Source organism: Cytobacillus sp. C11.1 (assembly GCF_058145115.1).
Window position 1 is genome coordinate 2,235,740 of sequence record NZ_CM176935.1, and the last position, 22,536, is coordinate 2,258,275.

General features: G+C 39.9%; 25 protein-coding genes and 1 tRNA gene. 19 read left to right on the forward strand and 7 right to left on the reverse strand.

The window, feature by feature from the left end; genetic code table 11:
- Window positions 1–9: 9 nt before the first annotated feature.
- Window positions 10–480 carry a hypothetical protein gene (locus tag AC3ZVC_RS11020; protein ID WP_490068434.1) on the reverse strand — a complete coding sequence of 157 codons (471 nt, stop codon included), beginning with the start codon at window positions 478–480 and terminating at the stop codon, window positions 10–12.
- Window positions 473–865 carry a hypothetical protein gene (locus AC3ZVC_RS11025; protein ID WP_490068436.1) on the reverse strand — a complete coding sequence of 131 codons (393 nt, stop codon included), beginning with the start codon at window positions 863–865 and terminating at the stop codon, window positions 473–475. Before AC3ZVC_RS11025 ends, AC3ZVC_RS11020 begins: the two co-directional genes overlap by 8 nt.
- A 641-nt stretch (window positions 866–1,506) precedes the next feature.
- On the opposite strand from AC3ZVC_RS11025, the gene AC3ZVC_RS11030 reads away from it, so the two are divergent.
- The 16 genes from AC3ZVC_RS11030 (at window position 1,507) to AC3ZVC_RS11105 (ending at window position 17,024) form a co-directional block, all read left to right on the forward strand.
- Window positions 1,507–2,148, forward strand: coding sequence for a DUF4912 domain-containing protein (locus AC3ZVC_RS11030; RefSeq protein WP_490068438.1), 642 nt, complete (start codon window positions 1,507–1,509; stop codon window positions 2,146–2,148).
- Between the two features lie 3 nt (window positions 2,149–2,151).
- Complete coding sequence (locus tag AC3ZVC_RS11035) at window positions 2,152–3,387, forward strand: glycosyltransferase family 4 protein (RefSeq protein ID WP_490068440.1); 1,236 nt, start codon at window positions 2,152–2,154, stop codon at window positions 3,385–3,387.
- An 88-nt stretch (window positions 3,388–3,475) separates the two neighbouring features.
- Complete coding sequence (locus AC3ZVC_RS11040) at window positions 3,476–4,105, forward strand: hypothetical protein (RefSeq protein ID WP_490068442.1); 630 nt, start codon at window positions 3,476–3,478, stop codon at window positions 4,103–4,105.
- A 64-nt stretch (window positions 4,106–4,169) separates the two neighbouring features.
- Complete coding sequence (gene rpmG, locus AC3ZVC_RS11045) at window positions 4,170–4,319, forward strand: 50S ribosomal protein L33 (RefSeq protein ID WP_053434400.1); 150 nt, start codon at window positions 4,170–4,172, stop codon at window positions 4,317–4,319.
- Between the two features lie 119 nt (window positions 4,320–4,438).
- Window positions 4,439–5,014, forward strand: a complete 576-nt coding sequence (locus tag AC3ZVC_RS11050) for a 5-formyltetrahydrofolate cyclo-ligase (RefSeq protein ID WP_490068444.1) — start codon at window positions 4,439–4,441, stop codon at window positions 5,012–5,014.
- On the forward strand, window positions 4,983–5,795 hold the full coding sequence (locus AC3ZVC_RS11055) for a DUF92 domain-containing protein (RefSeq protein WP_490068445.1): 813 nt from the start codon (window positions 4,983–4,985) through the stop codon (window positions 5,793–5,795). Before AC3ZVC_RS11050 ends, AC3ZVC_RS11055 begins: the two co-directional genes overlap by 32 nt.
- A gap of 79 nt (window positions 5,796–5,874) precedes the next feature.
- Window positions 5,875–6,828, forward strand: coding sequence for an L-lactate dehydrogenase (locus AC3ZVC_RS11060; protein WP_490068448.1), 954 nt, complete (start codon window positions 5,875–5,877; stop codon window positions 6,826–6,828).
- A gap of 106 nt (window positions 6,829–6,934) precedes the next feature.
- Window positions 6,935–7,135, forward strand: a complete 201-nt coding sequence (locus AC3ZVC_RS11065; protein WP_490068451.1) for a hypothetical protein — start codon at window positions 6,935–6,937, stop codon at window positions 7,133–7,135.
- Window positions 7,136–7,252: 117 nt separating this feature from the next.
- A complete protein-coding gene (locus AC3ZVC_RS11070; protein WP_490068452.1) occupies window positions 7,253–8,797 on the forward strand; it encodes a rhomboid family intramembrane serine protease in 1,545 nt (514 codons plus the stop codon).
- A gap of 177 nt (window positions 8,798–8,974) precedes the next feature.
- Window positions 8,975–10,435 carry a spore germination protein gene (locus AC3ZVC_RS11075; RefSeq protein ID WP_490068453.1) on the forward strand — a complete coding sequence of 487 codons (1,461 nt, stop codon included), beginning with the start codon at window positions 8,975–8,977 and terminating at the stop codon, window positions 10,433–10,435.
- Window positions 10,436–10,598: 163 nt separating this feature from the next.
- Window positions 10,599–10,799, forward strand: coding sequence for a YqgQ family protein (locus AC3ZVC_RS11080; protein ID WP_490068454.1), 201 nt, complete (start codon window positions 10,599–10,601; stop codon window positions 10,797–10,799).
- Window positions 10,800–10,817: 18 nt separating this feature from the next.
- Window positions 10,818–11,780 (forward strand): ROK family glucokinase, encoded by a 963-nt coding sequence (locus AC3ZVC_RS11085; protein ID WP_490068455.1) that lies wholly within the window; start codon window positions 10,818–10,820, stop codon window positions 11,778–11,780.
- A gap of 353 nt (window positions 11,781–12,133) precedes the next feature.
- On the forward strand, window positions 12,134–13,993 hold the full coding sequence (locus AC3ZVC_RS11090) for an LTA synthase family protein (protein ID WP_490068458.1): 1,860 nt from the start codon (window positions 12,134–12,136) through the stop codon (window positions 13,991–13,993).
- A 123-nt stretch (window positions 13,994–14,116) separates the two neighbouring features.
- Window positions 14,117–15,304: a M14 family metallopeptidase gene (locus AC3ZVC_RS11095; protein ID WP_490068460.1), complete on the forward strand. Its 1,188-nt coding sequence runs from the start codon at window positions 14,117–14,119 to the stop codon at window positions 15,302–15,304.
- Window positions 15,305–15,529: 225 nt separating this feature from the next.
- Window positions 15,530–16,684 (forward strand): YqgU-like beta propeller domain-containing protein, encoded by a 1,155-nt coding sequence (locus AC3ZVC_RS11100; protein WP_490068462.1) that lies wholly within the window; start codon window positions 15,530–15,532, stop codon window positions 16,682–16,684.
- Window positions 16,685–16,709: 25 nt separating this feature from the next.
- Complete coding sequence (locus AC3ZVC_RS11105) at window positions 16,710–17,024, forward strand: MTH1187 family thiamine-binding protein (protein WP_490068463.1); 315 nt, start codon at window positions 16,710–16,712, stop codon at window positions 17,022–17,024.
- Window positions 17,025–17,061: 37 nt separating this feature from the next.
- On the opposite strand, the gene AC3ZVC_RS11110 is transcribed toward AC3ZVC_RS11105, so the two are convergent.
- Both AC3ZVC_RS11110 and AC3ZVC_RS11115 read right to left on the reverse strand, forming a co-directional pair.
- Window positions 17,062–17,235: a DUF2759 domain-containing protein gene (locus AC3ZVC_RS11110; RefSeq protein ID WP_490068464.1), complete on the reverse strand. Its 174-nt coding sequence runs from the start codon at window positions 17,233–17,235 to the stop codon at window positions 17,062–17,064.
- 124 nt (window positions 17,236–17,359) lie between these two features.
- Window positions 17,360–17,839, reverse strand: coding sequence for a hypothetical protein (locus AC3ZVC_RS11115; protein WP_490068466.1), 480 nt, complete (start codon window positions 17,837–17,839; stop codon window positions 17,360–17,362).
- A gap of 100 nt (window positions 17,840–17,939) precedes the next feature.
- Between AC3ZVC_RS11115 and AC3ZVC_RS11120 the strand changes: the two genes are divergently transcribed.
- Window positions 17,940–18,575, forward strand: a complete 636-nt coding sequence (locus AC3ZVC_RS11120) for an MBL fold metallo-hydrolase (RefSeq protein ID WP_490068468.1) — start codon at window positions 17,940–17,942, stop codon at window positions 18,573–18,575.
- 459 nt (window positions 18,576–19,034) lie between these two features.
- The gene (locus AC3ZVC_RS11125) at window positions 19,035–20,105 is read left to right on the forward strand and encodes a class I SAM-dependent methyltransferase (RefSeq protein WP_490068470.1); all 1,071 of its coding nucleotides are present in this window, start codon (window positions 19,035–19,037) and stop codon (window positions 20,103–20,105) included.
- A 62-nt stretch (window positions 20,106–20,167) separates the two neighbouring features.
- On the opposite strand, the gene AC3ZVC_RS11130 is transcribed toward AC3ZVC_RS11125, so the two are convergent.
- Window positions 20,168–20,413, reverse strand: a complete 246-nt coding sequence (locus tag AC3ZVC_RS11130) for a DUF2626 domain-containing protein (RefSeq protein ID WP_009332938.1) — start codon at window positions 20,411–20,413, stop codon at window positions 20,168–20,170.
- Between the two features lie 268 nt (window positions 20,414–20,681).
- A complete protein-coding gene (locus AC3ZVC_RS11135; protein ID WP_490068473.1) occupies window positions 20,682–21,380 on the reverse strand; it encodes a helix-turn-helix transcriptional regulator in 699 nt (232 codons plus the stop codon).
- A 307-nt stretch (window positions 21,381–21,687) separates the two neighbouring features.
- Between AC3ZVC_RS11135 and AC3ZVC_RS11140 the strand changes: the two genes are divergently transcribed.
- Window positions 21,688–22,041: a Spx/MgsR family RNA polymerase-binding regulatory protein gene (locus AC3ZVC_RS11140; protein ID WP_490068474.1), complete on the forward strand. Its 354-nt coding sequence runs from the start codon at window positions 21,688–21,690 to the stop codon at window positions 22,039–22,041.
- Between the two features lie 419 nt (window positions 22,042–22,460).
- Here AC3ZVC_RS11140 and AC3ZVC_RS11145 read toward each other — a convergent pair.
- Window positions 22,461–22,532, reverse strand: a tRNA-Gln gene (locus tag AC3ZVC_RS11145).
- Window positions 22,533–22,536 lie beyond the last annotated feature (4 nt).

Here is a 22,536-nt window from a genome sequence, read left to right on the forward strand (position 1 = left end):
AAGTTCCTTTTAGCTTTTTGTTATGGTTTTTGCAATATCTTTAAAACTCATCTGATTTGTTAATTCAAACGTACCAAGCTGTATTTTTTTACTGTAGCCGTATTCCTCCAGATAATCTCCAAACTCGGCTGCATCCTCTACGATATTTTCCTTTTCAAGCTGTTCTGCTATTTCTACAGGGGTCATGCCGCTTGCAATTTCTAGCTGATAGGCTATGGGAGATTCCGAAGGCTCCTTTTCAGTTAGATCCACTTCGTGGGCCTTTGTTTCCTTAGAATCCTGGAGGGGTTTCTGCAAACTTGCATGCTCCTCTTCTGTTAATACAATATAACCCTTACGTATTAAAAATTCCTTTGCAGATGATTCATCCAATTTTGCATCCTCTGGCAGATCATCCTTATTGAAAAAATAAGCAAAGCCCATAATCAAAACCGAAATCAATACTCCAAAAGCAAATGCCCGGGTGTTCCTCTTATTCATAGCTCTGGCCTCTAAACTTCATTTCAGTTTGAATTGCTTTAACTTCTAGAGGGGAAAGTGAGGATTGTCTCGCGATTTGGTCAACGGATAACCCTTGCTGGGTAAGCAGCACTACCTGGTTCCTTATTATTTCGTGAACTTCCTTTTTCTCAATGGGCGGAGTAGTGCTTTTTACAGAGAATGGCGGCTGGAGACTATCGTCCGCGACAAGCAGTTCCTCCTCCAATACCTTTAGCTTCTGCTTGATCTGGTACATTTCCTGAATCTGCTGAATGGATATTTGATCTATTTCTTCCCGTATTTCTTTATATGGATCTTTTAAAAAGACCGAAATAAGGAATAAAGCGATCGATAATCCCAACAGTGCCAACATGATGTATTCCAAAAAAGTCACCTCATATTCATTGAACAGAAATATTTTACCATCATCGGCGACAAATTTCGATAATCAATCCAAAATCTTGGAAAATTTAAGTTATTTTGTCGTTGCCGCCCTGACAAAACTGTCGAAACGCAGCCTGAAAAAACGCATAAAAATTTTTTATGCTCCGATCCTCCTGCTATATAAAGCTCTCGCAATAAGCGACAATTTCCGTTCATTGTAGCAAGCCTGTTTCAATGCTAACATTAAGTTATAAAAAAATGTCATAAAATTTCGCCTTTATTCATATATTGCATTTTTCTTATAGGCTCTATTCGTATAGATTGTTGTTTTTGGACTATAAAGCTTGCCCGTTGATTTCCGCTCCAGTCACGCAGCGAACCCGCGGGGAGGAACGGGAGCCTCCTCGGCGTTTCACGCCTGCGGGGTCTCCCGCTCCCTCTCTTCCCGCAGGACATTGAATAAACACCCTTGAGTAACCATCGCACGAAGAAAATGCGGATGCATTTTCGAGGATCAAGTGCCTTCCACTCCAATCAACTCAGTAATTAAAACTAGTTTGTAAGCAACAAACTTTGCGAAAACAGCCTTCTTAAATGCTTAATGATATAGAAAATAGAAAATCGAAAACAAGAGGTGCCGGTATGATAGATGAAATTATTAAGCTGCGCAGGAGGGGCCTTTCTTTCCGGAAAATTGCCCTAGAGCTTGATACAACGGTGGGCAAGGTGCAATACCAATGGACGAAGCTGGTTCAAAACAAAGCTAAACGCAGCAGCGAAGAGCCCTTACAAACCAAATCGCCTAATCAGGGTGCGGATAAAAAGAATGCTTCTATACTTGAAGATAGCATTACCATAACTCGAATTTCAGCTGAAAAGATTAAGGTGGATTGGGAGATTTCTATTTATAAAGAAAATATGGTTGCACAGTATTTTAATAAGCCCAGCTCCTCTTGGAGGAAGGCATTGCGAATCTATGATGTAACAGGAGTTATATTTGACGGTGGAAATGCTCAGAGCGACCATGAAGTGGTTCTCCTGGACCACAATACGGAATGGATCTTCAAAGGATTAAAACCCAACAGGGTCTACTGTATAGAAATGGGAATGAAGCTTACAGAAAATAACTTCTTCCCTTTGCTCCGTTCAGACGCTTTGTATACATCGGAAACGGGATTTGAGAATATCTCCAGACCCCAAGAGCCCACCCAAAAGGCAGCAGAATGGACAGAAAGCGTGAGTACATACACCTACTACGAAACTGTAAATGAAGGAGAGGGATAAGTCATGAATGAAATAATTACGGCAGAACCTAAAGAATATGTGCAGAATGATGGGATGCCAAAAATCCTTCTCCTTACGTGGGAATATCCGCCCAATGTCGTGGGCGGATTATCAAGACATGTACACGGGCTGGCTGGAGGCTTGAACCAAAAGGGCTACGAAGTCCATGTGCTGACTGCAAATCCAGGTAACCTTCCAAGCTACGAAAGTAATGAGAGAATTCAGGTTCATCGTGTCAGTCCGCTTAAAGAAAAGGACCCTAACTTTCTGCACTGGATATTGGGTTTGAATCTGGCCATGGAACAAAAAGCCAGAGAGCTGTCATCCTATCATGATTTCGAGCTAATCCATGCCCATGACTGGCTTGTAGGAGCCTGCGGACTATCATTAAGAGAGAGCCTTAAACTGCCTTTAATCACAACCATTCATGCCACAGAGCATGGAAGGAATAATGGAATTTATACAGAGCTTCAAAAATTTATACACGAAAAAGAAGAGCAGCTGGTGAAAGGCTCGGATCGAGTGATTGTTTGCAGTGAATTTATGAAGGAAGAATTGATTCAGCAATTTAGTATAAGTAGCGAAGGAATGGCGGTTATTGCCAATGGGATTAACAAAGAAGTGCCATTGGAGAATCCTCAAAGCACACTAGAGGGCCTGCCTGTAAGGGAAAGCGGAAGGCTGATATTCTCTATTGGCCGGATGGTAAAAGAAAAAGGCTTTGAAACCGTGATTGAGTCTGCAAACTTGATCAAAGAAAGGTTTCCGGATGTTTACTTTATCATAGCGGGTAAGGGGCCAATGCTTGAAACATATAAGAAAAAAGTCAAAGAATCCAATTTGGAGAATTTCATCCATTTCCCGGGTTTTATAAACGATATGCAGCGTTCTGCTTTGTTTCGTAAGTGTACTCTTGCAGTCTTTCCAAGTTATTATGAGCCTTTTGGGATTGTTGCCCTTGAAGCAATGATATCGGGCAAACCTGCAGTAGTCTCCGACACCGGAGGCCTGAAAGGGATTGTTAAGCATGGCTTTTCAGGGCTGCTCATGACTCCGGGTGATCCATCCAGCTTTGCTGAGCAGGCTGCTTATCTGTTGGAAAATGCTGATAGAGCCAATATGATTGGAGCAAACGGCAAAAAGGTGGCTGAAAGCCTGTTCAGCTGGAGCCGTATAGCGGAAGAAACCAAACGGGTATTTGAAGAGACATTGATCAGCCAGAAACTTAAAGAAGTTTAACAGTTTGCAAAACCAGTTTTAATTTATGCTGCCAATCCATTGGAATACTTGCAGGACTTTAAAATACTATAGAAAAAGGTGCATGGAGATGAACACGTTAAACTGGATCAGATCTGATGTTTATGAAGAAATGGAGCAAGCTGCAAAAGGGAAGCTGAGGATGATTCCGGGATTATGGGTAGATGGGAAAACCTATTGGATGGAAAATGGGTTTAAGGAATTATTTCCGGAAGAAAATATTTCTGTCCATGTAAAGCGGGAACATATTCACTCCAAAATTTCTTTCTTCAAAAGTTATATTACCAATCATGACGATAAGCCACGCAATGTGAAGCTTTTAATACAGCATAAACACGAATATTCTTCTCGTGAACAGTTCTCATTTATATCGCCAGCGGAAAATGTCATTTTCCACATGGCTGATTCAAAAGTATTTCTGGTAAACGGCCAATTGAACGGCCAGAACATGGCAGAATGCTCGATTCAGCCGTACTGGAATTTATACAGTGATCAAATTTGGAAGTGCAGGCGTAAAGGTGTTTTAAAATACAACCCTATGGTTAAGGGGAATACTATAAGCATATTTGCCTTTAACGTTGGATTTGAAGGAAAAGGAACAGTTGAAGCAGATTCATGGATTGTGAGCGGTGACAGTAAATCAGAGCTTCTTCAGTATAACCGGCTACTTTTAAAAAAACGTACTAGCATTTCGATTTAAAAAATGATATTATAGAAAAGTCGTATGAACGAACTAGTTTGAACATAGTTTGGAGGGAAATTACATGCGTGTGAACATTACGTTAGCTTGCACAGAATGTGGAGATCGTAACTATATTTCTAAAAAAAATAAACGAAATAATCCAGATCGTCTTGAGCTTAAAAAATATTGCCCAAGAGATAAGCGTTCGACTGCACATCGCGAAACAAAATAAGCGGTAGGATAATTCCTACTGCTTTTTTTGTTGATTTTTTTATTGGGTAAACTTACCTGTATTGGTTCCTTTGTACGGGGAATAAATGTGTGTAAATTTTTCTGTTGGAGGTTTATAAAATGGAAACAGAAAAGAAGTTTCTGCGAAAAGAAATGCTGGGAAGGCTAAAAGAATTGGATAAGCCGGAACATGAACAACGCTCATATGAAATAGCCTGCAAGCTTTATCAAAATCCTCTTTGGCTGCAAGCTAAGACGATAGGGATTACCGTTTCCAACCCGCCAGAGGCTGATACCTGGGCAATTATCAAACAAGCATGGGACGAAGGGAAAAGAGTCGCTGTCCCTAAGTGCATTCCAAAAACAAAGGAAATGGTATTCAGGAGGCTTGACCGCTTCACCGACCTGGAGTCAGTGTACTACGGTTTATGGGAGCCGATTGAAGCAATAACGGAGGAAGTTCCAGGAGAAAAAATCGATATTGTGATAGTTCCGGGTTTGGCCTATATGAAAAATGGATATCGCCTTGGGTTCGGGGGAGGCTATTACGATCGTTTCCTAGAGGGCTATAAAGGCAATACAATTTCGCTGGCATTTGCTTTTCAAGTGATTAACTGCCTGCCGGTTGAAGACCATGACCGGCCGGTGGAAATGATTATTACTGATGAGCAGTTATGGAAAACCAACGATGCTTGAGCATGCTTTTATTTTAACCTTTATATTTATAACAGCGGTGGCCGGCTTTTCTTTAAATTTATTATCTATGTCAGGGAGCTTAGCAGCACTTATCATTGGCATTGCTGTTGGCTATGGCTTCGGGCTGCATGGCCTATTGGTGCTGGGTTTCTTTTTTGCCAGTTCAAGCCTCTGGTCGAAATTTAAAAGGAAACAAAAAATGAAAGTCGAAGACAGGCATGTAAAGGGTTCACGCAGAGATTGGCACCAGGTAGCTGCCAATGGCGGTATTGCCGGCATTTCAAGTTTACTCTATCTTATTTATCCCTCCTCCGTTTGGCTAATGGGCTTCCTGATCAGCTTAGCCTCAGCAAATTCGGATACTTGGGCATCAGAGATCGGTTCATTGAGTAAGAAAATGCCGTTGTCAATCCGTACTTTTAAGCCAATTGAAACTGGTACTTCCGGAGCAGTAAGTCTGCTAGGGACATTTGCTGCAATTGCCGGCGCTTCAGGAATTGCACTTTTGTCATTCTATTTGTTCAACATTACGCCATATGAGGCTTTGTTCATATTGGCTTTCGGATTTGCGGGAAATGTAATTGATTCCTTTTTGGGAGCTTACTTGCAAGCCGTATACAAGTGTAATGTTTGCGGAGAAAAAGTGGAGAAGCTAAATCATTGCGAAAAAAAGACTTCTTTAATAGGAGGCAAACAGTTTGCAGATAATGACTTTGTAAACCTCTTTTCAGGTTTAGCTTCAACTTCATTGGGAATGCTTCTATATATATTTATTCTATAACCGGACTAATGGCGGCTGGAATAGAATAAAGCCTTTCGCATTCATTCAATTACATAATAGAGGTAAAGGGGCGATTTAAGTGAGGAATCGGGTAAACAGAGTTGTATTAATTGGTACTGGGTTTGTGGGGTCCAGTTATGCTTTTGCATTGTTAAATCAGGGTGTTACAGAGGAATTGGTGTTGGTTGATTTAAATAAAGAAAAATCAGAAGGAGATGCAATGGATTTAAACCACGGGATGCCTTTTGCACCATCTCCTACCTCTATATGGTTTGGTGATTATTCTGATTGCAAAGATGCCGATCTGGTTGTGATCACGGCTGGTGCTAATCAAAAGCCAGGTGAAACACGCCTTGATCTTGTGGAAAAAAATACAAAGATCTTTAAAAGTATTGTTGGCCAAGTAATGGCAAGCGGATTTGATGGAATCTTTCTTGTAGCAACCAATCCTGTTGATATTTTGACATATGCTGTTTGGAAGTTCTCGGGGCTGCCTAAGGAGAGGGTTATCGGATCAGGCACAATATTGGACACTGCCCGTTTCAGGTATCTCCTTGGGGATTATTTTAAAGTGGATACACGGAATGTCCACTCCTACATAATTGGTGAACATGGGGATACAGAGCTGCCTGTATGGAGCCATGCTGATATTGCCGGAAAAAATATTGATGACTGGATAAGTAAAGAGGCGGCCTATAAGCAGGAGGATTTGGAATCTCTTTTTTTAAATGTGCGCGATGCGGCTTATCAGATTATCGAACGAAAGGGTGCTACTTATTATGGAATTGCTATGGGACTTGTTCGTCTTACAAAGGCAATCCTGCAAAATGAAAATTCGGTGCTGACTGTATCAGCTTACTTGGATGGACAATATGGACATAATGATGTTTATATTGGTGTTCCGGCTATCGTAAACAGAAATGGAATACGGGATATTGTTGAGCTTAATTTAAACGAAGACGAGCAGGAGAAATTTACCCATTCAGTAGAGGTACTTAAAAAGACAATGAAACCAGTCTTTAAGAATGAATAATCATCTATAGAAGATTTATGATATGGATATTTTATTTTTTACTTCTGCTGAAACATGGATAAAACCTTCTCCCTCTTCTCAAAATAATAAAGAGGAGGGATTTCGAATGTCTCGATTATTTTCCATATTCATGATTGGGCTGGGCGGTTATTTTGCCTACCAGAACCGCTATCGATTAATAAATATCCTTTTTGGCAATGCCTTTCTCCGCAGGTTCCTTGTCAGCTCAGTTATGAGTTTTCCAGGTATCCGTGATCGGATGATGAGCTCGGTTTTTTCATCAGGTGCTTCAGAAGGCAGTAGATAAGTAAAAAGACCGTAATAGGTCTTTTTATTTTGCTGTTTTTACAAAATGCTTTTTCTTTTACAATAGGAAGGCTCTTTGCCTATAGTTAAATAAAAGAAGTAAGAGGTGGGGGAAGAATTGGGCTTTCAAGAGGATTATATATTTTGGACACTGGCGCATTATTTTATCTCTGACCAAGAGTACAGGATGATCCAGCTATCAAAAGGCCAGGACGAACTGTGGCTTGAAAAGCTTGAACATAAAGAAGCAAAGGTATTAAGGCTGTTAAAGTATAATCTTGATTGGAGCAATTGGATGCAGCGGGATATTGAAAACACCGCCCAAAAAGCTGAATCAATCAGAAGGCAGCTTGGCAGAAAGGAACTGCCAATTTTAAATATATATATTACAGCCTACCCGCCTGTTGACGATTATGAATTCCGGATATCAGCACCTTTTAAGGCAGAAAAAGGAAAGGCTTCTGTTCAAACGCTGATTATTGATTCCAGTAATCCAGAGAGTATAGACAAGATTCAAGCTATCTTTCATGACCCGCTAACTCTGCCTGGCGGGGAGTATACTGAAGCTGACGCTGATGCAGTAAAGCATGCAGCCCTTTCAAAAGCCGTAAATAAAGCAAAAAAAGAAAAAGCGCTATTTAATTTTGGGAAGCCTTTTTTTACCTATATGTTCGTATTTATTCAAATAGCCATGTTTTTGTTTTTGGAATGGAAGGGCGGGAGTACAGATACTTCTACACTAATTAAGTATGGAGCTAAATTTAATCCTCTTATTTTGGAAGGGGAATGGTGGCGGTTCTTTACTCCAATTGTTCTTCATATCGGGCTTCTTCATTTATTAATGAATACCCTTGCATTATATTACCTTGGATCAGCAGTTGAAAGGGTGTATGGTAATTTAAGGTTCTTATTCATTTATATCCTTGCGGGATTTGGCGGGACTTTAGCCAGCTTTATTTATAGTCCTACTCTTTCAGCAGGTGCGAGTGGAGCTATTTTTGGCTGTTTTGGCGCACTTTTGTACTTCGGGCTCATCTATCCAAAACTCTTTTTTAGGACGATGGGGTTCAATATACTTGTGGTGCTGGCAATAAACCTGGCCTTCGGCTTTACAATCCCCGGAATTGACAATGCTGGCCATATAGGCGGGCTTATAGGCGGTTTTCTTGCCACAGGGATCGTTCATTTTCCAAAAAAGAAGAAATTATGGCTGCAGCTTCTATTTTTAGCCATCAATGTAAGCTTAGTTGCCGGGTTATTAAGATATGGATTCAGTGAACCGGGAAACTTGCTGAATGAACAGACAGCCATGGTTATGGCTCAGGAGTATATTAAGACGGAGGATTATAAAAAAGCGCACTCTTTGCTTGCAGATTTTATTAAAGAGAAAGAGGCTTCAGCTGAAGTTTATTTTCTTTTATCCTATGCAGAAATTAAAGAGGGAGACCTTCAGATTGCGAAGGAACATCTCGAACAAGTGATAAAACAACAAGCAGATTTCCATGAGGCACATTATAACCTTGCACTCATCTATATAGAAGAAGAAAATAGAACGAAAGCAAAGCAGCATGCTCAAAAAGCGGCTGATTTGAATCCGGGCCAGGAGGAGTATCATCAGCTTTTAGAGCAAATTGCAGATTGGGAAACGTCTGGACAGCAATAATGTTGAATTCACTAAAAGCTTTGTCTGTTTTTTTTCTCTTAATTCCTAGGAAATATCTGCTCAAATCAGGCATTTTTTAGAATCATACCATTTGCTGGTATGATTTTTTTTTTGCATGTCTATCCTGTTGAATAGTATGCAAGGAAAAGTATGGAATAGATTGCTGAGGTGGGGATTATGGAGCAGGGTAAACGTGAACCTGTAAAGGTGTCGCTGAAAGAAAATATTGCCTACCTGAGAGAGGCTCTTGGTGTAGAAAAAAGTTTTGATGTAATCCAGCTTGATGTAGAATACGCAGAGAGGGAAATGGCCCTCTATCTGGTAGATGGCTTTGTAAAAGACGATATTTTGCACTACTTGATGAAAATGCTGGCAGGCCTGGACAAAGAACAGCTGGAAGGAGACACGCTATCAAGGCTGATTAAAACATATATTCCGTATGTTGAGGTTGAGACAAGCGATGATTTAAATAAAGTGGTGGATATGGTGCTGGCAGGCCCTACTGCTCTGGTGGTAGATGGAGTGGACCAAGTCATCCTTATCGATGCACGTACTTATCCTGTCAGAGGGCCTCAAGAACCGGATATTGAGAGGGTTGTCCGCGGTTCGAGGGATGGCTTTGTCGAAACACTTGTTTTTAATACAGCCTTAACCAGGAGAAGGATTAGAGATCGGACTCTTCGTATGGAATATATGCAAGTTGGCCGGAGATCTAAAACAGATATTGTTGTCAGTTATATTGAAGACATCGCGGATCCAACAATGGTGGAGAAGGTAAAAGAATCTATATCGAAAATTGATACTGATGGATTGCCAATGGCCGAAAAGTCCATCGAGGAGTTTATATCGGGACGGCATTGGAACCCATATCCAATGGTGAGGTATACCGAGAGGCCCGATACGGCAGCTACTCATCTTTATGAGGGGCATGTTTGTATTATTGTGGATGGATCACCAAGTGTTATTATAACGCCAACTACTTTTTGGCACCATCTGCAGCATGCAGAGGAATACCGGAATAAACCTCTTGTAGGTGCGTATTTGCGATTTGTGCGCTTTTTGGCGGTTTGGGCATCCATCTTTCTTTTGCCGTTATGGTACCTATTTGCTGTTGAACCGCAATTGCTGCCTGAGGCTTTATCATATGTTGGTCCAAACGAAACAGGGCAGCTTCCTTTAGTAGTCCAATTTCTCATAATTGAACTGGGACTGGATATGCTGAGGATGGCTGCCATTCATACACCGACCTCACTTGCCACAGCCCTTGGACTGGTGGCTGCCCTGATGATCGGGCAGGTAGCTGTTGAGGTTGGTTTATTCATCAATGAAGTCATTCTCTATTTGGCGATTGCAGCAATTGGAACTTTTTCAACGCCAAGCTATGAAATGAGCCTGGCAAATCGGTTAATCAGAATAGGATTGCTGATTGCAACAAGCTTATTCCATACATACGGATATGTAATTGGAATTGTGCTGCTGATTATTATGCTTGCAAGAATGAAGTCTTTCGGGGTACCGTACCTATGGCCGTTTATCCCTTTCAACTTAAGAGCATTTAGAGATGTTTTGGTCAGGTCGCCAATCCCGTTGAAAAACAGGCGCCCGCGGTTTCTTCATCCTAAGGATCCCGACCGCTAAATTTCAGAATCCCTCCCTGACAGATTCAGGGAGGGATTCTTTTTGGCATTGGCAGCAAAAGCGATCAAAACGGTACAGCTTGCTCCTTCCCTCTTGAGGAGGGGGATAATTTAGATTATACTTTAATGTGGCAAAAACTTATTAATAAAGGTCGAGGTAAAGCATGAAAACCATTTACGATATACAGCAATTCCTAAAGAAGTATGGGACGATTATATACATAGGGGACAGAGAAGCTGACTTGGAGCTTATGGCCTCAGAATTAAAAGAGCTATATGATTCGCAGCTTATTGACTTGAAAGACTATCAAAGTGCAACTTTGCTTATACGGACTGAAATTCAGCGTTTAAGAGAGAAAAAATAGACAGAAAAGGTGATTAATTTGGCAGAGAAGTGGCTAATTGGTGTTGATTTAGGCGGGACAACTACGAAACTTGCTTTTATCAATTACTATGGTGAGATTCTCCATAAATGGGAAATCCCAACGGATAATAGTGAAGAAGGAAAAAACATAACCATTAATATTGCAAAAGCGATAGACCGCAAACTGGAAGAGCTTGATCTGACGAAGGACAAAATAATAGGGCTTGGCATGGGGGCACCTGGACCGGTTAATCTTACCACCGGTGTCGTTTATAATACTGTTAATCTTGGCTGGAAAGATAATTACCCATTGAAGGATCTGCTTGAAGTTGAAACATCTCTTCCGGTCATCATTGATAATGATGCCAACTGTGCAGCCCTTGGCGAAATGTGGAAAGGTGCCGGCAATGGGGCAAAAGACCTTGTATGTGTCACGCTGGGAACTGGTGTAGGAGGAGGCGTAATTGCTAACGGCGATATCGTTCAGGGTGTGAGCGGTGCCGCAGGCGAGATTGGCCACATAACCTCTGTCCCTTCAGGAGGGGCTCAGTGCAATTGCGGAAAGACTGGATGCCTTGAAACAATCGCATCTGCTACTGGGATTGTAAGGCAGGCTATGGAAAGGCTGCAAGTGAGTGAAGCCGGTGAGCTTGCCAGGTTATACAATGAGAATGGGCTTATTACTGCGAAAGATGTTTTCGATACAGCCAGAACTGGGGATCTAACTTCTCTTTCGGTAATAAGGGAAACAGCTTTACATTTGGGATTGGCTTTGGCCAATATTGCTAATACGCTTAATCCGGAGAAAATCGTATTAGGAGGAGGCGTTTCCAAAGCAGGGGAAATTCTGTTAAAGCCTGTGGTTGAAAACTTTGCCAAATTTGCCTTCCCGAGGGTCAGTGAATCAACAGAAATCGATATTGCCACTTTAGGTAACGATGCTGGTGTGATTGGGGCAGCCTGGCTGGCAAAAAATAAATAAAACTTTAAGAGTACCTGTGTAAACGGGTACTCTTTTATTATTGGCTGTATTAAAGCTCAATGTTATGTAAGCACCCTTTATATGGAGCGGATATCAACAGACAAGTTTAACAAAGGATCACGTAAAATCTAATAATTCTGAATTATGATAATTCCGAAACTAAATCATGTTTTAAACGTCTAATAATTGGGGTATAAACAATAGCAGTCATTCTATAATTTTACAAGTTGAATTTAAATTATGAATTGGTTTTGTGTAAAAAAAGTATTAAGATTTAAATTACAAAAATATATATTCCTTATCTTGAAAAGAGCTTGTTTGCTTCCAAAACTTCTAGGAGGTAGAAGAAGATCATGAAGAAAATCCAATGGTCAAAGTTCTCGCTGATTGCCCTTGCGACGGTCTTGCTTTGGCTTAAGACATACATTGTCTATAAAACCAGCTTTGAAATTAAAATAGAAAACTGGAAACAGGAAATTATCTTGTTTCTCAATCCTTTAAGCTTCCTTCTGTTCGTATTTGGACTCGGTTTATTTATGAGGGAAAAAAAGCAAAAACGCTATATTATGATTTCCAGCTTCGCTATTTCTGCTATTTTATTCGCAAATGTTGTGTTCTACAGGTTTTTTAACGATTTTTTAACGATTCCAGTGCTTTTCCAAACAAGTAATATGAGCGATCTTGGAAGCAGTGTGAATGAACTTTTAAATGTAAGTGACATACTGTATTTTACTGACTTTGCATTGCTTGCCCTCATTCTATCCATGAAACCCGGCCTGGCACCTTATCGTCCCGCCTCAAAAATGTATCGGAGGGCTTACTTTTTGGCTGCTGCTGCAATTGCATTTTTTAATCTTGCATTGGCAGAAACTGAACGGCCACAGCTTTTGACCCGTACCTTTGACAGGGAAATGCTAGTAAAAAATATCGGGACCTACAACTATCATATCTATGATATTTTTCTTCAATCAAAATCATCTGCCCAAAGAGCACTTGCAGACGGAAGTGAATTGGCAGATATAAAAAACTATGTATCAGCGAATTATAAAAAGCCGAATGAAGAGATGTTTGGGATTGCAAAAGACAAAAACGTAATCCTTATTTCAATGGAGTCTACCCAGAATTTTGTTATCAATGAAAAAATAAATGGACAGGAAATAACGCCCTTTCTGAATGATTTTATTAAGGAAAGCTATTATTTTGAAAATTTCTACCATCAGACAGCCCAGGGAAAGACATCAGATTCTGAGTTCCTGGTTGATAATTCACTATATCCGCTTAGCCGTGGAGCGGTCTTCTTTACTCACTCCGGAAACGAGTATAACGCAACTCCTGATATTTTAAAAAATATAGGATATTTTACAGCAGCTCTGCATGCAAATAACAAAAGCTTTTGGAACAGAGATATCATGTACCAGTCCTTTGGATATGACCGTTTTTATTCTTTGCCTGATTATCATGTCAGCAATGAAAATTCAGTCGGCTGGGGTTTAAAAGATATTGATTTCTTTGAACAATCTGTACAGCACTTGAAAGAAATGCCAGAGCCTTTTTATGCAAAATTTATAACACTCACGAATCATTTCCCATTTGATCTCGAGGAAGAAGACCTATTCATCCAGCCCTATAATTCTGCAGATAAAACGGTAAATAATTATTTTCCGACTGTCCGGTATCAGGATGAAGCGCTCAAAAATTTCATCCAGCGATTAAAGGAAGAAGGCTTATATGAAGATTCAATCATTATTCTCTACGGTGATCATTATGGAATTTCCGAAAACCACAATGAAGCAATGGGTCAATTCCTCGGAAAAGAAGTTACACCTTTTGTCAGCACACAGCTGCAGAAAGTTCCGTTAATCATTCATATACCGGGACAGGAAGGAAAGACGATTTCCAAGGTTTCCGGTCAGATTGATCTTAAACCAACTATTCTTCATATGCTTGGCATTGATACGAAAGGGTCGATTGAATTTGGTGCTGATTTATTTGCAAAAGATAAAGTGGATTTTGCCGTATTGCGGGACGGCAGCTTTGTAACTAAAAGGTATGTATATACCCGGGATATTTGCTATGACAAGGAAACGGAACAGCCGATCGACAAATCCGCTTGCGAGCCATATATGTCTAAAGCAAAAAATGAACTCCAATATTCGGATAAGATCATTTATGGAGACTTGCTGCGTTTCTATGAAGATGCAGACCAAGAATAAATATAAATAGAAGTGGCACTGAACAACCTAAAGCCTGCGGTTTTGCAGGCTTTTTTTCTGCGGAAAAGGTCATCTTTTTTCTTTTTTATTCATAAGATTGAAATGATGGAAAGGGGGAGAAAGATGAAAGTCAAAGTCCGGTCCGGAGATTCATTATGGTATTACAGCCAGCTCTTCATGATGCCAATAAATCTTATTATTGATTCAAATCCAAGCGTAAATTCAAGTTCTTTAACGATTGGACAGGAGATAAACATTCCCGGTTTTACCTTACAAAACTATACTGTAAAAAAGGGTGATACCTTTTGGAAATTAAGCTCATCTAGAAATCTGTCCGTAGATGCTCTCCTGCTGATTAATCAAACCCTTAATCCAAATAGCCTGACTATCGGAGCTGTCATTAAACTGCCTAAACGAGTCATTTCACCAATTGTGGAAGGCAGGAGACAATATGATTATCAGGCTTTAACGGCTGATATATCGACATTGGCTGCCATATATCCATTTATTAAGATAAATACAATTGGAAATAGTGTTCTAGGAAAGCCCATTCAGGAAATCCGCTTTGGAAAAGGAAATAAAAAAGTGCAAATAAATGCTTCCTTCCATGCGAACGAATGGATTACAACACCGATTCTAATGGCTTTGCTAAACAATTTCCTTTTATCTATAACCAATGTAAGGCCTATAAGGGGCTTATCTACAATGCCTTTATATAATACAGTGGATCTTTCCATAGTGCCGATGGTTAACCCTGATGGGGTTGATCTGGTTTTAAATGGTCCCCCTCCTGAAGTAAGGGACCAGGTAATTGAGATAAACAGAGGAAGTACTGATTTTTCCGGCTGGAAGGCGAATATTAGAGGGGTGGATTTAAATAATCAATTCCCTGCCAAATGGGAATTTGAAAAAGAAAGATCAGAACAAGATGCCCCTGCCCCAAGAGACTACCTGGGGGAAGCGCCTTTAACAGAACCGGAAGCAATAGCCATGGCTGACCTGGCAAGGAACAACCAGTTTAATAGAATGCTTGCTTTCCATACCCAGGGATCAGAGTTTTATTGGGGATATGAGGGAATGGAGCCTCCGGAGTCAAAAGTGATCGCTGCTGAATTTGAACGTGTCAGCGGCTATAGAGCTGTCCAATTTATTGACAGCTTTGCCGGTTATAAGGATTGGTTTATTCAGGAGTTTCGCAGGCCGGGATTCACAATCGAGCTTGGAAGTGGAATCAATCCTTTGCCTTTATCGCAGTATGATGAAATATACGAAGAGGTTCTTGGTATTTTCCTTGCATCTCTCTATTTGTAAAAAAATATTTTTTACGCTGCATGTTTCTGTATTGTTTTTTAATTGGCCAGAGATTAAAATAAACTATCACAATAAATACAGCTAACAGCGACATAAGATTTAGCCGCTTTTCCATTAAAAGCCGGAAAGTCGGCTTTTTCCTTTTTAAATAATTTTTTCTATTATAATTGAAACATTTTTATAGTATTTACGTACTCATATATAGGGAGAAAAGGAGGTGCGGATTTGAAAAAGATTCAAATTACATATAGATATAGGTTTCTTTTTTTATTTCTTTTTCTCCTTATTTACATGTTATTTATAGTAGGCTGTGAACAAACAGAAATGACGAAGATTCAGCCAAAGTCAAAACAAAATCAAATTTCTGAAGACTCCGTACCTCCGGCTGATAATAAGAAAAATAGCCTAGTGCCTATCAAAGCTATAGCAGGAGAATTCCAGGGAGCAAATGGCTGGCTTAGTAATGAAACAATTGTTTACACTGTAAATAATGGAACCACATCAAGTGTTTACGCTTATAACCTATTTACCGGAGAACAAAATCTCCTTTTCGAAAGTTCGGTGCCTATTGCTGCGGTTACGATTAGCCCAACCGGAAAATACGTACTGATTCGGTCGTCTCCGGGCACATATGAAAGTACTTTGACAGTTGTAAAAGGGAATGGAGAAATTCTGATGAATGAGAGTCTTTCATCATTTGATCTTGCTGTTGAATGGAACCCTTATAATGAAGAGTCTCTTCTAGTTTCCTCGTTTACAGAAGATTGGGATTTTTCTTCCTGGCACATGGATATTAAGGCAGACACCCTAGAAGAAATCAAAATTAGGGAACCGTTTGCCAAATGGCTGAAGAACGACAAGTTATTGTTTCTTGGCTGGGACAGTGAGAGCCCATCTTTATTTGCTCCTTTAATAATGCAATCAATCAATGGAGATAATGAAACGGAGGTAATGGAAAACATTTTTCATTTTGACGCTGCCAAAAACAGGGTTATGGCCATTACGGTGCCTTCAGTAGAATCTGAACAAGCTGTTTATACGTTTATGGATAATAATTTTCATAAATTGTCATCATTTACTGTTCCCCATTTAACAAGATTTTCTGACTGGCTGGTTCCTTATTATGACTGGGCAAAAGATAATCTTATAACCTTCCAGCCTTTATACAGTGCTGAAAGTGATACGTATGCCGGCGGTTTCCAGCTTGTTGCTTTTGATAATAAAACCGGTGTTAAAGAGGTTTTAATGGAAGGAATGGAAAATACGCCAATTAGCTGCTCACCAGATGGTTCAGCTTGCTTGGCTGGTTATTACCTTGAAGAATTAATTATGCTTGAAAGTAAGGTGAAGGTTCCGATTTTGGAGAATAAAGAAATTTAATGGATATAAAAAAAGGAGTCTGGTTATGGCAATCGTAGATGTTACAGTAATCCCAATTGGAACGGAAACGCCAAGCGTCAGCAGTTATGTAGCTGATATACAGCGTGTATTGAAAAAATATGAAGAAAGCGGGAAAATCCGTTTTCAATTAACGCCAATGAACACCATAATAGAAGGCGAGCTTTCTGTTTTATTTGAGGTAATTCAAGCAATGCATGAAGTTCCATTTGAAAAAGGGCTAATGAGAGTAGCGACAAATATCCGTATTGATGATAGGCGGGATGTTGAAAGAAAAATGGAAGAAAAAGTCCAAAGAGTCGAAAGCCAATTAGAAAGCTAAAATAAAAGGGCTGCCCGTATAGGGCAGCCCTTTCATTTTAGTGAACCGCTGGGTATCCGCTGTTTATTAATGTCATTACAGCAAACCATCCGAAAACGGCAAACGTCCCGGCAGCAAAAAACAATCCAAGGAAATTCTTGTTTCTAAGTGCGCTGATGGCACCAAAAGCTGCAAGAACTGCGACTAATGCAAAGATAATAGGTAGTCCCATTAAAATAGCCCCCTTTATTTCGTGATCAGCAGGCGATAGCCATGTTAAAAATCCCTTTTCAGGTAATATACCCTGTATGTAAAGCCTAAGTATACATTCGTAATTTATTTTATATTTTTTTTCTCTATTTGTCGAGGTCTAAAAATGACACTTCTATGTCATAGGCTTCAGCAATTCCGTTTATTAAATCCTTTAAGTGCAGCTCAGAAAAATAAATCAGGCCATTATCATCATCTTTTGCTGTAAAAACCAAGTGTTCATGGAACTGATATTTAGCCATTTGAATGTCTTCAGTATCGCCTTTTGTTATGAAGAAAGCGCAAAGCATCTCTGGGTATAAATAAAATCCTTTGGCAGATTCTAACCCAAAGTCATCAAAAGTTTCTCCTTTTTCGCCATTAGTTATGTAATACAATAGTGAAGAACCTTCAATTAGATTAGACTCTATCAGCAGGTTTTTTGCCAGCTCCGCGTCATTATTATTTTCAAATAAAAGAATGCCTCTCTGAAAATCAAATAATTCTGTTTCCTTTTTAATGTAATCCATAAATTCGGGAACATCTTCAATAATATAGTTTGCTTCAACTCCATAAAGAAATTTCATAATATTCTCCTTCATCCAAGATTTATACATTCCATTTAATTATGCAGCTATTATAGTGTAGAATAAAAAGGAACTCATACATCAATCGGAGGTGTCAGCGATGGAATGGAATCAGATTCCGCTTGGCCCATTGCAAACAAACTGTTATGTACTATCGAATAAAAACAAAGCATGCTTAATTTTTGATCCGGGTGAAGAAAGCGGAAAGCTAAGCAGCTTCATTAAGCAAAAAGGGCTAAAGCCTCTAGCTATTGTTCTTACCCATGCTCATTTTGATCATATTGGGGCAGTAGACGATATTAGAGAAGAATTCGCCATCCCTGTATACATACACGAAAAAGAGGCAGATTGGCTTCTCGATCCAGCCTTAAACGGGTCACATCTTTTCAAAGTAGGCAAGCTTATTAAAGCCAAGCCTGCAGATCATATTATAACGGGTGAAAAAGAATTAAGCATCGGGGAATTTACGTTTGAAATTCTTGAGACACCAGGTCATTCCCCTGGCAGCATTTCATTATATTTTAAGGAAGCAGAGCTCGTAGTTGCCGGTGATGCTCTATTCAATGGCAGCATTGGCCGCACAGATCTTCCGGGCGGCAATCATCAGCAACTGCTGGACAGTATCCATGCCAAACTCCTGATCTTGCCTGAAGAAACGGAAGTATTGCCTGGACATGGGCCCACTACGACGGTTGGACAGGAAATGGATTCAAATCCGTTTCTGAATGGATTCTAAAAATTGGCTCTGTTAAAGCTTATTGTTATTTTTGAGCACCCTGTTGATTGGAGCGGAAGGCACGAGCTCCTCGAAAATGCATTCGCATTTCCTTCGTGCGGTGTTTATACAAGGAAGCTTACTCAAAGTCCTGCGGGAGTGCGGATCAAAGGGAGACCCCGCAGGAGCAAAGCGACGAGGAGCGTCGGACCGCCCTCGGAAAGGGAGTGCCTCGTGCTGAAATCAACAGGCAAATTTAACAGAGCCAAAAAAATAGAAAAGCCCTTCTCCAAATGAGAAGGGCTTTTCTGGGGGATGTTTTATTCATATAATGGGAGGGGATATAGTTAAGCTACTACCTTAACAATATAACACAGAAAACACTATGTCAATAGTGAAAATAGATAAATAAAACAATATAATTTGTGGTTATCAACAACGTGTTTTTATGCGAATTTCACTCAGAAAAAAGGAGTTAATATGCTGAATTATTTAAAGAATCATATTATGAATTCCCCTATAAAAATGATTAGCTATGCAGAGTATATCCAGCAGGCACTTTACCATCCTGAATACGGTTATTATATGAAGAGTAAAGCTAAAATCGGTCCTGGTGGTGATTTTATAACAACCAGCAATATATCTGATATTTATGGCAGGACAGTAGCCAAGTGGTTTTATAAGGAGGCCTGTAATAATCATCTTCCTTTTCATGTTTGTGAAATCGGGGGTGGAAATGGGCGCTTTGCCAAGGCATTTATTGATGAGTGGAATTTGCTAGCAGGCGGGCAGCTTCAATATTATATTTTGGAGACTAGCCCATACCACCGCCAGCTGCAGCAGGAGCAAATCCCATTTTCAGAGCATATAAGGCAAATAGAAAGCCTGGATGAAATATCGCCATTTAAAGGCTTGATCTTTTCAAATGAATTGTTTGATGCCTTTCCTGTTCATGTTATTGAAAAGAAAAACGAAAGGCTATTTGAGATAATGGTGACAGTTAAAGATGAGCAGCTGGCGGAAATGGCTGTTCCATTAAGCAATGAAGAAATTCTCTCCTTCCTTGAGGACAGCGGGTTAAAGCTAAGTAATGGACAAAGGATTGAAATTCCTATGCAAATGGAACATATGATCAAAAGCATAGCTGATACATTGGAGCACGGAATGGTGTTAACAGTAGATTATGGCTATTCAAATGAAGAGTGGCGGGAGCCTGCCAGAAGAAATGGGAGCTTGCGGGGATATTATAAGCACTCGCAAATTAATAATATTCTTATGAATCCCGGTGAAATGGACATTACAAGCCATATCCACTTTGACTCGCTGATTCGAATTGGAGATCAGTATGATTTGAGACTTATTCAAAAGCTGAGGCAGGATGAATTCTTGCTATCCACAGGTATCTTGCATGAGCTTGAAGACCATTATGACCTTAATCCATTTTCAGAGGTCAGCAAAAGAAACCGGGCTATCAGGAGTCTGATTATGCCTTCCGGAATGAGTTCGGCATTCCATGTCATCCTTCAGCAAAAAGGAATAGAAGCCAAATAAAAAAGCGATGAAAATTCATCGCTTTTTTATTTGGTATAAATACTATTAATGCACGTGGGCTATTAGTGGCCGCCCGCGCCTGGAGTCATCATAAAAGTTGACCAGTAAGTGAAGCCTACGAAGAAAACTGTTAAGTACGCTCCAAAAACATAAATATACATACGTTCGGAAAGCTTTAAGTAGCTTAAAAGCAGGAAAAATCCTGTTTGGCCGAAGAAAATCAAGGACGTTGTATACATGTCGCCCAAGTAAAACATAACGGCGAAAATTCCCGTCCAGAATCCTAATACTCTGTACATACGATCCATATGTATCCCTCCTTTTACCCTTACAAGTCCATCACTACAATATTATAAAGTAAATGCTTATTAAAAGTAAATAATGTTTCTAAATAGTGTTCAAAAACGAAGAGAAAAAGAGCAGAGAAGATCAGTGATGCGCTGCTTTAAGCAGCGCGTATGTTGTTGCTGCGCGAGCACAACGGATTGCCTCTAAGAATCTTCATCGCACGCAGGAAAAGAAACTGAGGCAAAGATTCGACTGCTATTTTCTCCGGCCTTTTGAACAACATTTCTTTTAATTACCCACAATGGCCTGATAGGTGCAAGTATCACAGCCAGTCAGCATATTCCCTTTTTCCACCAATTGTATGGAATCAAACAAACTTTCAAACATTCCCTGCAAAAATTCAAAGTGCATATTGCAAACAGGCTCTGCATGTTTAGCAGCTACCTCTTTAAATGGGCAGTTATAAATTTGAAAAAATACTTTAGTCTTTTCTTCATTAGTATCAAATTCTGGATGGAATCCTGAAAGATTGGCTGCATGTTTTAAAATATTCAATTTTTGGTCAAAGGTAAGTTCTTCAGAGCTTGAAAATCTTTTAAGCTCCTGATCAATTAACTCTTTGCCAAATCTCTTGCCTGTAGCATATAAGGCTTTTCTGCCTTCTTCGCCCAATTCAAGCATGGTTTCCATTGCGATTTTCGCAAGAAGCTGGTAGTCCCTGTATGGAAAATGCAGCTGGATTACATCATCAGACAAACGATATAACCGGCTTGGCCTGCCGCCTTTGCCTGTCTTCTTCGTTTCTGAAACAAGCATATTTACATCTTCCAGCTTGGATAAATGCAATCTTGCCACATTAGGGTGGATACTGAAGTTATCAGCAATCTCCTGAACGGTAACATCTTTATGCCTTTTTGTAATGTATTGATAAATATAATAGCGAGTTGGATCGGATAAAACATTTGTAATTTTTAATGTCTGTTCCATTTTATTGTCACCTCAAAAGGTTTTTTTATCCCGTTGTACGGGCAGCTGCTTTTCCCCGAAGAAAGCCGGGCCATGAAAGTAGGCTATGGCGAAAAACTGCCCGCTAAAAGCCTGATTTCTAAATATTGCTGGGTTGCTTTCTCCCATTATAATACAGGCGCAGCAGGTTAACACTGTAATCACTATAAGTTTAGAAAATGTTCACAATTAATATTTATTCGACCGCAATAAACTGTACAAACATTATACAAATGATATACAATGCTATTAATGAATAAGAAAGTAATTAAATGTGAGGTGAAGAGAAATGAGCCAATTGACTTTTTTTACGTATCCCAGCTGTACGTCCTGCAGAAAAACAAAGAAATGGCTGACTGCCCATTCAATTGAATTTGTAGAAAGGCATCTCTTCAAGGATACGCCCTCTCCAAGAGAAATATTGAAAATCCTTTCCTTAACAACGAACGGCCTGGACGAACTGCTTGCAACGAGAAGCCAAACCTTTAAAAACCTAGAACTGAACCTTGATGAACTGTCATTATCTGAAGTAGTACAAATGGTCATAAAAGATCCCAAGCTTCTGCGCAGGCCTATTCTCACAAACGGAGAAAAGATCGTAATCGGCTACAATCCGGATGCATTTAAAAATATGGCAAGGTGAATTTTTGGAGGAAAAATGCTGATCATGGCATTCTTCTTTTGGATGGGTATAGGGTGCTGATAACTCCTAAGTATGAGCAGATAATTAAAAGCGAATAGAAGCAAAAAAAACAGAAGGGGGCATAATCAGCTCCCCTTCCGCTAAAAAAACTGGGCTAGCAGGATTCGAACCTACGCATGACGGAGTCAAAGTCCGTTGCCCGTTGAATAAACTCCAAGAAAAACATCAATGAGTTAGCATCAAGAAAAAATCACCGCAGGCATATTTAATTGCATTTTAGAATGTGCTCCAGGGAGAAAACATCAAGAAAATGTAGTTAAATATGCCGATTATTCTTAAGTATGGGCGGATAATTAAAAGAGAATAGAAGCAAAAAAAAACAGAAGGGGGCATAATCAGCTCCCCTTCCGCTAAAAAAACTGGGCTAGCAGGATTCGAACCTACGCATGACGGAGTCAAAGTCCGTTGCCTTACCGCTTGGCTATAGCCCATCGA

Bases quoted from the DNA above. Each gene is read 5' to 3' on its own strand.
- AC3ZVC_RS11020 (WP_490068434.1), bottom strand. From the start codon at position 480: ATGAATAAGAGGAACACCCGGGCATTTGCTTTTGGAGTATTGATTTCG.
- AC3ZVC_RS11030 (WP_490068438.1), top strand. From the start codon at position 1,507: ATGATAGATGAAATTATTAAGCTGCGCAGGAGGGGCCTTTCTTTCCGG.
- AC3ZVC_RS11035 (WP_490068440.1), top strand. From the start codon at position 2,152: ATGAATGAAATAATTACGGCAGAACCTAAAGAATATGTGCAGAATGAT.
- AC3ZVC_RS11040 (WP_490068442.1), top strand. From the start codon at position 3,476: ATGAACACGTTAAACTGGATCAGATCTGATGTTTATGAAGAAATGGAG.
- rpmG (WP_053434400.1), top strand. From the start codon at position 4,170: ATGCGTGTGAACATTACGTTAGCTTGCACAGAATGTGGAGATCGTAAC.
- AC3ZVC_RS11050 (WP_490068444.1), top strand. From the start codon at position 4,439: ATGGAAACAGAAAAGAAGTTTCTGCGAAAAGAAATGCTGGGAAGGCTA.
- AC3ZVC_RS11055 (WP_490068445.1), top strand. From the start codon at position 4,983: ATGAGCAGTTATGGAAAACCAACGATGCTTGAGCATGCTTTTATTTTA.
- AC3ZVC_RS11065 (WP_490068451.1), top strand. From the start codon at position 6,935: ATGTCTCGATTATTTTCCATATTCATGATTGGGCTGGGCGGTTATTTT.
- AC3ZVC_RS11075 (WP_490068453.1), top strand. From the start codon at position 8,975: ATGGAGCAGGGTAAACGTGAACCTGTAAAGGTGTCGCTGAAAGAAAAT.
- AC3ZVC_RS11080 (WP_490068454.1), top strand. From the start codon at position 10,599: ATGAAAACCATTTACGATATACAGCAATTCCTAAAGAAGTATGGGACG.
- AC3ZVC_RS11090 (WP_490068458.1), top strand. From the start codon at position 12,134: ATGAAGAAAATCCAATGGTCAAAGTTCTCGCTGATTGCCCTTGCGACG.
- AC3ZVC_RS11095 (WP_490068460.1), top strand. From the start codon at position 14,117: ATGAAAGTCAAAGTCCGGTCCGGAGATTCATTATGGTATTACAGCCAG.
- AC3ZVC_RS11105 (WP_490068463.1), top strand. From the start codon at position 16,710: ATGGCAATCGTAGATGTTACAGTAATCCCAATTGGAACGGAAACGCCA.
- AC3ZVC_RS11110 (WP_490068464.1), bottom strand. From the start codon at position 17,235: ATGGGACTACCTATTATCTTTGCATTAGTCGCAGTTCTTGCAGCTTTT.
- AC3ZVC_RS11115 (WP_490068466.1), bottom strand. From the start codon at position 17,839: ATGAAATTTCTTTATGGAGTTGAAGCAAACTATATTATTGAAGATGTT.
- AC3ZVC_RS11120 (WP_490068468.1), top strand. From the start codon at position 17,940: ATGGAATGGAATCAGATTCCGCTTGGCCCATTGCAAACAAACTGTTAT.
- AC3ZVC_RS11125 (WP_490068470.1), top strand. From the start codon at position 19,035: ATGCTGAATTATTTAAAGAATCATATTATGAATTCCCCTATAAAAATG.
- AC3ZVC_RS11130 (WP_009332938.1), bottom strand. From the start codon at position 20,413: ATGGATCGTATGTACAGAGTATTAGGATTCTGGACGGGAATTTTCGCC.
- AC3ZVC_RS11135 (WP_490068473.1), bottom strand. From the start codon at position 21,380: ATGGAACAGACATTAAAAATTACAAATGTTTTATCCGATCCAACTCGC.
- AC3ZVC_RS11140 (WP_490068474.1), top strand. From the start codon at position 21,688: ATGAGCCAATTGACTTTTTTTACGTATCCCAGCTGTACGTCCTGCAGA.